This window comes from Ginsengibacter sp., from assembly GCF_057362405.1.
Genome location: NZ_JBMQQG010000162.1, coordinates 1 through 9,274, shown reverse-complemented (window position 1 = coordinate 9,274; position 9,274 = coordinate 1). Strand labels below are relative to the sequence as shown.

General features: G+C 38.4%; 10 protein-coding genes. 8 read left to right on the top strand and 2 right to left on the bottom strand.

What is annotated here, in order from left to right; all coding sequences use genetic code 11:
- Positions 1 to 205: 205 nt before the first annotated feature.
- Entirely contained in the window at positions 206 to 826 is a 621-nt protein-coding gene (locus ACO1O5_RS13645; RefSeq protein ID WP_486271091.1) for a polysaccharide deacetylase family protein, read from the bottom strand.
- A 91-nt stretch (positions 827 to 917) separates the two neighbouring features.
- On the opposite strand from ACO1O5_RS13645, the gene ACO1O5_RS13640 reads away from it, so the two are divergent.
- The 7 genes from ACO1O5_RS13640 (at position 918) to fumC (ending at position 6,776) form a co-directional block, all read left to right on the top strand.
- Entirely contained in the window at positions 918 to 1,835 is a 918-nt protein-coding gene (locus ACO1O5_RS13640) for a hypothetical protein (protein WP_486271089.1), read from the top strand.
- A gap of 106 nt (positions 1,836 to 1,941) precedes the next feature.
- The gene (gene gltX / locus ACO1O5_RS13635) at positions 1,942 to 3,477 is read left to right on the top strand and encodes a glutamate--tRNA ligase (protein WP_486271087.1); all 1,536 of its coding nucleotides are present in this window, start codon (positions 1,942 to 1,944) and stop codon (positions 3,475 to 3,477) included.
- A gap of 37 nt (positions 3,478 to 3,514) precedes the next feature.
- On the top strand, positions 3,515 to 3,964 hold the full coding sequence (locus ACO1O5_RS13630) for a cobalamin B12-binding domain-containing protein (protein ID WP_486271085.1): 450 nt from the start codon (positions 3,515 to 3,517) through the stop codon (positions 3,962 to 3,964).
- 47 nt (positions 3,965 to 4,011) lie between these two features.
- Positions 4,012 to 4,284 carry an enoyl-CoA hydratase/isomerase family protein gene (locus ACO1O5_RS13625; RefSeq protein ID WP_486271083.1) on the top strand — a complete coding sequence of 91 codons (273 nt, stop codon included), beginning with the start codon at positions 4,012 to 4,014 and terminating at the stop codon, positions 4,282 to 4,284.
- 1 nt (position 4,285) lies between these two features.
- Positions 4,286 to 4,789: an enoyl-CoA hydratase-related protein gene (locus ACO1O5_RS13620; protein WP_486271093.1), complete on the top strand. Its 504-nt coding sequence runs from the start codon at positions 4,286 to 4,288 to the stop codon at positions 4,787 to 4,789.
- A 50-nt stretch (positions 4,790 to 4,839) separates the two neighbouring features.
- The gene (locus ACO1O5_RS13615) at positions 4,840 to 5,340 is read left to right on the top strand and encodes a hypothetical protein (protein ID WP_486271081.1); all 501 of its coding nucleotides are present in this window, start codon (positions 4,840 to 4,842) and stop codon (positions 5,338 to 5,340) included.
- A 38-nt stretch (positions 5,341 to 5,378) separates the two neighbouring features.
- Positions 5,379 to 6,776, top strand: coding sequence for a class II fumarate hydratase (gene fumC, locus ACO1O5_RS13610; protein WP_486271079.1), 1,398 nt, complete (start codon positions 5,379 to 5,381; stop codon positions 6,774 to 6,776).
- Between the two features lie 97 nt (positions 6,777 to 6,873).
- Here fumC and ACO1O5_RS13605 read toward each other — a convergent pair whose 3' ends face one another.
- Entirely contained in the window at positions 6,874 to 8,565 is a 1,692-nt protein-coding gene (locus ACO1O5_RS13605; RefSeq protein ID WP_486271077.1) for a PQQ-dependent sugar dehydrogenase, read from the bottom strand.
- A gap of 215 nt (positions 8,566 to 8,780) precedes the next feature.
- Here ACO1O5_RS13605 and ACO1O5_RS13600 point away from each other — a divergent pair.
- Positions 8,781 to 9,274: hypothetical protein (locus ACO1O5_RS13600; RefSeq protein ID WP_486271075.1), on the top strand; the 494-nt coding region annotated here is incomplete at its 3' end.

Genomic DNA, 9,274 nt, shown 5'->3' with positions numbered 1-9,274 from the left:
GGCGGTTCTTGATTATGGCGACGGAACCTGTGATAATAAAGCTATTATTACCATAAATGGAGTCAGCCACATTATTACCTTGCACAAGTAAAAATTGTTGTTGATTTGTTAAAAATATTTAATTAACTTCACCCTAGTTTTCATAGGGTACGGATTAAAAACGGGCCTGGGTATCTACCCAGGCCCAATTTTTTTTGCAATAATTTTAAAGAATTTTGAATTGAAAACCCTTTTCGGAAAAAAAATCAAGGACCCTTGGTAGAGCGTATTCCAGTCTGGGAAAGGCTTTTAAGCTATCGTGAAAAACAACGATTGCACCTGGCTTAACATTTTTAATAACATTGAGATAACAATTTTCGGGCGAAATTTTTACATCAAAATCTCCACTTAATACGCTCCACATAACGGTTTTTAACTTATAATTTTCACTATGCAAAGCTTTAATCTGAAATTTTGTTATTCTGCCATAAGGTGGCCTGAAATATTCAGAGTCGATCATATTAGCCGCCTGTTTAATATCTTCAAGATATTTTCTGTCATCTGTCTTCCATCCATTAAGATGGTTGAATGTATGGTTCCCGGGTTTGTGTCCTTCGGCAATAATTCTTTTGTAAATATCAAAGTGCTCTTTTACATTTTTTCCAATACAAAAGAAAGTCGCTTTAGCGTCATACTTCTCTAACTCATCTAATACATAGAAAGTTACCTCTGGAGTTGGGCCGTCATCAAATGTGAGGTATATTATGTTTTCGCTCGTTTTTACATCCCACAGACATTCAGGGTACAATTTTTTAATAAAGACAGGCGTTTTTGTAAGGTAAAACATGTAAGAAAAATAAATCTTTTTAATGAATTAAACCCTATGAACAGAATACTGTCTTAAAATTCATTAAAAATTATTTATTAAAACCCACTTTATGAGACTAAAAAACCATTTGATCGCTTTCGCGATAGTATCTTTTTCAATAGGATTTACTTCCTGTAAAAAAAATAATAATAGCACATCAGCGGATACCACTACTGAAACAAAAGCCCAGGCCGACGACCAGAGCTTTTTTTCAAATGAAACCGATATCGCTACAAATGATGCTAATGCATCTTTTGACGCCTATGGCGGGTCCTCGGTTCAGACGCCTGTAGGTATTGAAACACCGCCGGGATTTGCGCTACCTTGTGATGCGACCGTTACTGTTGACACGGCCAGTAGCCAGCACACGATCACAATTGTATATAAAGGTAATAGCTGTGACCTAAGAAGAACAAGAACCGGCACTATCGTCATTTCATTTGCTCAGGGCTTTAGGTGGAAAGAAGCAAATTCAGTTTTAACCATTCAGTTTACAAACTTTAAAGTAACCCGTAATGCAGATGGCAAAAGCGTTGTTATAAATGGTACAAGAACCATTACAAATGTTTCGGGAGGACTTTTGAAAGACCTCGCTACAACAGACAGCATCGTTCATAAAATCGATGACACAAATATGTCGGTTACGTTTGATAATGATAAACAACGCAATTGGGAAACTCATTTTAACCGCGTATTTAAATACAATAATGGTATTGTGATCTCAACCACTGGCTCTGTAGCCGGAACTAACAGGTTTGGAAATGCATTTAATACGACTATCACCGAACCGTTAGTCGTAAGCCAAAGTTGCGATTTTAACCTGGTTAGTGGCCAGGTACAACATTCCGGTCCAAAAGTAACCTCTACGGTAACATTCGGACTTGACTCGTCAGGTAATCCAGTAAGCAATTGCCCGGTTCTTCTTTACTACAAAGCGGTTTGGACTGGTCCCAATGGTACATCACTTACATATATAGGAGTATATTAATTTAGCAATTCTTAAGAAATAAAATTCTGAAAAGCCACAGCTACTTAACTGTGGTTTTTTTATTTTACAGGTTTCATACAGGTCATATCTCTCTTATCTTTGTAACATGAAAAAGGTTAGAGTAAGATTTGCACCGAGTCCAACCGGAGGCTTGCATCTAGGCGGCGTCCGCACAGCTTTATACAATTATCTATTTGCAAAAAAACACGGTGGTGATTTTATCTTAAGAATTGAAGATACAGATCAAAGCCGTTATGTGCCAGGAGCAGAACAATACATCACAGAATGTTTAAAATGGTGCGGTATTGAGCCAGATGAAGGCCCGCATAAAAAAGGCGACTACGCACCCTACCGGCAAAGCGAAAGAAAAGACCTGTATAGAAAGTATGCGGAAGAACTTGTAAAAAAGGGCCATGCCTATTATGCTTTTGATACACCTGAAGAAATTGAATCATTACGAGAAAAATTAAAATCAGAAGGAAAAAGCAATCTTCAATATGGTTATCATGTACGGAACGATATGCGAAACTCGCTTTCACTTCCGGCCGAAGAAACAGCTGCATTATTGAAAATAAATTTTCCTCATGTAATTCGTATTAAAATTGAACCCAACGAGTTTGTATATTTCAAGGATATGATACGGGGGGACATTGAAATGGATACAAATAGTGTTGACGACAAAGTTTTAATAAAAGCAGATGGTATGCCTACCTATCATCTTGCTGTTGTTGTTGACGATTATCTCATGAAAATAACGCATGCTTTCCGGGGCGAGGAATGGCTGCCAAGCGCACCAGTTCACATCCTGTTATGGAAATATCTCGGATGGGAACATCACATGCCTGAGTGGGCGCATTTTCCATTAATTTTAAAACCCGATGGCAACGGCAAACTTAGTAAGAGGGACGGGGACCGCCTTGGCTTTCCAGTATTTGCCATGCAATGGACTGACCCTAACACCGGCGATGTATTAAAGGGATTTAAAGAACTTGGTTTTTTGCCCGGGGCTTTTATAAACTTGCTTGCCGTGCTGGGTTGGAACGACGGAACCGAAAAGGAAATTTTTTCGATGGATGAATTAATTGAAACATTTTCAATTGAAAGAGTTCATTCAAGTGGTGCAAAATTCGATTTCGATAAAGCAAAATGGTTCAATCACGAATGGATAAAGAAGTCACATTCTTCAGATTTAAAATCGATCGTCAATGAAGTATTTCTTGAAAACGGTATCGCCATACACGATGACAAACAATTGTTGCAAATCATTGATCTCGTAAAAGACCGATGTACGCTACTTACAGATTTTTGGGAACAGGCAAGTTTCTTTTTTGTGAGACCCGTTGACTTGGACACTGCTTCAATTTTGTCAAAATGGAATGAAAGCAAAAATCTCTGTTTTAATGAATTAGCCAGGAGTTACGAATTTATAAACTTGTGGAATGAAACAGAAACAGAACATGTTTTTAAAGAAATAGTAGCAACGAATCAATTGAAGCCCGGAGAACTCATGTTGCCTTTACGAATTATGTTGGTAGGTAAAAAAACTGGGCCGGGAGTTTTCGATATAGCTTCTGTATTAGGCAAAGAAGAAACCATAGGAAGAATACAACATGGCCTGTCGCTTTTAAATCAAAAAACATAACGGCTGCTTTGTAAAAAAGCCCTTTTATCTTTATAACATGGCAGTACAAAAAAAAATTGGCGCAGATAATATTTCATCCAAGCAAAGACCTATAAGAGTTCTTGTTGCCAAGGTTGGCCTGGATGGTCATGACCGCGGCGCCAAGGTGATCGCAACTTCACTTCGTGATGCAGGTATGGAAGTTATTTATACCGGCCTTCGGCAAACGCCTGAAATGGTTGTGAATGCTGCGTTGCAGGAAGATGTTGATGCAATTGGGGTAAGCATCTTATCAGGCGCTCATAATACAGTATTTCCAAAAATATTGCAACTGCTCAAAGAAAAAAGAATGGATGATGTCTTGTTAACTGGTGGCGGTATTATTCCTGACGATGATATGAAAACGTTGAACGAAATGGGTGTTGGAAAATTATTTTCTCCTGGCACGCCAACAAGTACCATTGCAGAATATATAAAGGATTGGGTGAAAGAACACAGGGCTTTTTAATTGTATGTCAATCGTAAATACTTTCCTGGAAAAAATTAATTACCGATATGTATCAGACACTTTTAACCGACCAGGAAAATGGAATATTTACTATTACCATTAACCGACCCGAAAAATTAAATGCACTCAATAAAACAGTTTTAGATGAACTTGAACAGGCGATGCAAACTGTTTATGATGACAGAACGATTAAAGCGACTATCATAACAGGCCAGGGAAATAAAGCATTTATTGCAGGCGCAGATATAAGTGAATTCATAGAGTTAAGCGACGCCGCGGGTGAAGCATTAGCGGGAAAAGGGCAGCAGCTTTTTTTTTAAAATTGAAAATTGCCCCAAACCTGTTGTTGCCGCGGTTAACGGTTTTGCATTAGGCGGAGGGTGCGAACTCGCAATGGCATGCCATTTTAGATTGGCCAGTGATAGTGCAAAATTTGGCCAGCCTGAAGTAAACCTTGGATTAATTCCAGGATATGGGGGTACTCAGCGTTTAACCATGCTCGTTGGTAAAGGGAAAGCTATGGAATTAATGATGACAGGAAATATGATAAATGCAGCTGAAGCCAAAGAACTTGGCCTTGTAAATCATGTAACGTCCGCAGAAAATCTTCTTGAAAAAACAAGGGAGATAGTTAACATCATACTTACCAAATCTCCCATTGCTGTTTCAAAAGTAATACAGGCCGTTAATGCATGTTGTGATAGCAGCACCAATGGCTTTGATAAAGAGATAAAATTATTTGGGGAAGCATTTTCGTCTGTCGATAAAAAAGAAGGAACCGCCGCTTTTATAGAAAAAAGAAAGCCTCTCTTTACAGGAAACTGATTGTTTAAAAAGATATAAATCTTGCCAATTGTTGCGTTAACTTTGGGAAAATGAAGATGGCAATAATAGACAGAGTTTTTTTGTTATTATTATCAGTAATAATTTTGTTTACTGCTTTTTGGATTTTTCATACACATACTGTTTTAGAAAACGATGGCCCCCCAACAAATGTAGTTCGCTTGTTTGATCTTAATAATGATCTCCTGTACAATATTGTTACGATTTTTTCTATTATCTTATTGTTACTTTCCAACATTTTTTACTGGCGAACTGGCAATGGAATTTATTTTTTATGGAGTGTTTTTTATTTTATGGCCGGCGTTATATCGTTAGCCATACTCGAAAATGCCCGGTTTCATTATACGAAGCAAAATGGACTATGGAATGGCAAATTTTCGTCCGGTTTTGTTGTTTCAGTCTATTTAATATTGATTGTAATTGCTTTAACCATAGTCAACCTCTTAATTATGATTTATTTGAGAAGAAGAACAATAGCAAAACGAAAAAAATACGAACGGTTGTTTGACCGGAGCACAGGCAAATTGAATTAACTGTTTGGTTTAACTACATAATAACAATAAAAAATAAAATGGAATACAGAATAGAAAAGGACACGATGGGCGAAGTGAAAGTTCCCATAACGGCTTATTACGGAGCACAAACCCAGAGAAGCGTTGAAAATTTTAAAATTGCGCAGGACATTAACCGAATGCCTAAAGAAATTATCAGTGCATTTGCTTATCTAAAAAAAGCGGCAGCCATTACAAATTTTGATGCAGGTGTTTTATCCAAAGAAAAATGTGAACTCATTGGCAAAGTTTGCGATGAGATTCTTGAAGGCAAGCTGGATAATGAGTTTCCTCTTGTAGTATGGCAAACCGGAAGTGGAACACAAAGCAATATGAATGTAAACGAAGTAATCGCTTATCGTGGCCACGTATTAAACGGAGGCAGACTTACTGATAAAGAAAAAATACTTCATCCTAATGATGATGTGAATAAATCGCAATCAAGCAATGATACTTTCCCGACAGCTATGCATATTGCAGCTTACACAATTCTTAATAAACTTGCCATACCTGCAATTGAAAGTCTAAGGGATACATTGACTGCAAAGGCAAAAGAATTTATGCCAATTGTAAAAATTGGTCGCACTCATTTTATGGATGCCACACCCCTAACGCTTGGCCAGGAATTCAGCGGCTACGCTTCTCAGCTAGAGCATGGATTAAGAGCAATTAAAAATACATTGCCGCATTTGAGTGAGCTTGCCCTGGGAGGTACGGCTGTAGGAACAGGAATAAATACTCCACCCGGTTATGCAAGAAATGTTGCAGAAACAATTGCAGAGCTCACAGGCCTGCCTTTTGAAACTGCGGAGAATAAATTTGAATCTCTTGCCGCACATGATGCGATTGTAGAAGCGCATGGAGCCTTAAAAACAGTGGCGGTAAGTCTCATGAAAATTGCCAACGATATCAGGATGTTATCGTCAGGACCACGCAGTGGTATCGGAGAAATCCATATTCCTGATAATGAGCCGGGTTCTTCCATTATGCCAGGTAAGGTAAACCCTACACAATGCGAAGCCCTAACTATGATTGCTGCGCAGGTAATGGGCAACGATGTGGCAATAAGCATCGGAGGCGCTACGGGCCATTTTGAACTTAATGTTTTCAAACCAGTAATGATTTACAACTTTCTGCATAGTGCCCGCCTTTTAGGAGACGGATGCAATAGCTTCAACGAAAAATGCGCTAAAGGAATTGAACCCATCTTAGATAATATAAAAAAACATGTAGATAATTCGCTGATGCTGGTTACCGCTCTAAATACAAAAATTGGATATTACAAAGCTGCAGAAATAGCTCAAAAAGCGCACAAAGAAAATACCACTTTAAAAGAAATGGCAGTAAAACTTGGTTATGTAACACCTGAGCAATTTGATGAATGGGTAGTTCCTGCCGATATGGTGGGGAAAATATAATTCGATTCTATTTATTATTGGCGTTTCAATAAACAAAAAGCCTAAGGATTAAATCTTCTTACGCTTTTTGTTTTTGGTGATCGGGAAAATCAAAAAACTATTTGACAATAAACTTTTCTGTTGAACAATTAATCTGGTAAGCGTTATACAATTTAAGGATATACATTCCTCCAGTAAGCTTCTGAACATTTATAGAAAAATAGTCATTATTGCTTTTTCCCGAAAGGACCATTTTACCAGTTGCATCATAAATTTTATATTGTAACGGCTTGATTTCGTTTCTTATACTTTTCACACTCAAAATAACGCTTGCCGGGTTGGGCGAAATTATAATCGAAGTATTTCTTATGTAAGCATGCAAAGAATCATGTACTAAGTTTAGCAATGGCCCTGTATAAGTAAACTCAAGAATTCTTCCGGCATTTGCAGGAGGAGTCCCGCCACCATTGTATGACCCCGTTGGTCCACTAGTTTGTCCCGAAATATCGCATGCTACATAAATTCTTAATCCGTCTGGTGAAATACAAAGGTCCCGGTATCTGCCCTGCCCACGCATTGCAGGAATTGTGGAGCTATCAAGAACACTGGATCCTGCAGCATCAAGATGCAGACGGAAAACTCTTCCGGCTTTAAGAGACGTTACGAGTAAAGAGCGGTTCCAATTTGGAATCACATTCTTTTCATATACATCCACGCTGGAAGCCGCAACCGTCGGCCATGTTAAATAATCAGTTCCCAGCGCCCCGGGATTAAGGTCTGTAAATAAAGTATAAATTGGATCCTTTGAATTTAATGTAGCACATTGTGTTTGTTCACTTATGACGGGCTTATTCGCCAAGGTTAACCCGTTATAATTTCCATCACAAAATCCAGATAACTTCGGCCAGCCATAATTTCTTGCACTGTCAATAATATTTACTTCATCATCACTTTTATCCTGTTGCTCACTCTGGTATAAGATGCCATTGGAACCAAACGCAATACCTTGCGCATTTCTGTGGCCCCAACTCCATACAGCTGTTTTTTTTGAGTTAGCATCGGTATACGGATTATCGTTTGGGATCCATTGGTCCTGCATACTTACGTCTCCGTCGGGCTCAAGATTAAACCTCAATATTTTCCCTTCAAGTGTATCTCTGGTTTGCGCATTGTTAGTTCTGTTGGTATTATTAAATTGCCCGGCACCCATATCACCTATTGTATAAAAAAGATAATCGATACCGTTTATCCTCCCAATCTTCAATCTTCCTGAATTGTGATCATTGCTCCCATTTAAAGTCTGAATAATCGTTTGTGGGCTACTTAATGAATGCGTAACACGATCGTATGTATATCTAACTATTTTAGTTTTATAATTACAAGGCTTGTTAGTAGTATTAGCTACACAGGCGCCTCCTCCTTCGGCGGTAGTAACGTAATGATATACATACGCTATATATACCCAAGGTTTCGAAGGACTGGGCCATTCGCTGTACATGCTGGGATGAAGGGCCATTCCCATTAATCCTCCCTGTGGCCAAATAGGCGGATTGGTAAAATCTTTAAGTGCACTAATATCGATCAATTGGGTTTTCCCTCCGTCAGTAGGATTGATTCTATCAATCTTATAAGCAAAATTTTCAGTGACCCATAATGAATCGTCTGGGCCCCAGGTAAGCTCCCAGGCCGAGTTTAACTGATAGCCCGGATTAACAACACGGATGTTAAAGGGCTCATTTTGCCCAACACAGCAAATGCTGACAATTGTCAGGAAAAAGGAAAGAACGGTACATAGCTGATTTTTTTTCACGGATTTCATTCGAATAATGGTCAGAGACATGACGTTTCCGGGTCAACATTTTACAAACGAAGAATCAAAACAAATTATTTCATTCTTCGGCAAAAAAATGAGATAAGTTGTTTATTCTCTTTGCATTAGCTTTTGTATAATAAAGCAAGGTTTAAAAGCGTTTATTATAGATGCTATCCCAGAAAACTCCATTCTAATCCGATAAATACGGCAATATGAAACAATTTTATTCTGGAAAATTAAATATTGAGGCATACAGAATTTCAACGTTACCATCTTTAATCGGGGCAAAGAAAACCGTACCGGCATTTTTACTTTTATGCTGCTTTTCATCTTTAATTATTCCATTGAAATCATCTTCCCAGAAACTTGAGTTTAGTTATAGTTATTTTAATTTGACTCGCAATAATGGCGGAGGAACTTTAGAGCAGGGGGATACGATTGAGATACATGCATTAATTAAAATAAACACCTCTACTACCAATACATTTTACGTTGATACAATCCCGGTAGGCACAAAATTCGTGAACAATTCTTTAAAACTGATTACTAATGAAGGTCTTTTATATCCGGGTAGCGGACCTTATACCGATGCGAGCAATGATGATCTGGGGGTTTATGATGCCACCGTCCCGGGGATACGCGTTAATTTAGGTACCGGTGCAGCGAAGGCGCTGAATGGCGCAGGTTTTGGTAATGCAACCGGTGG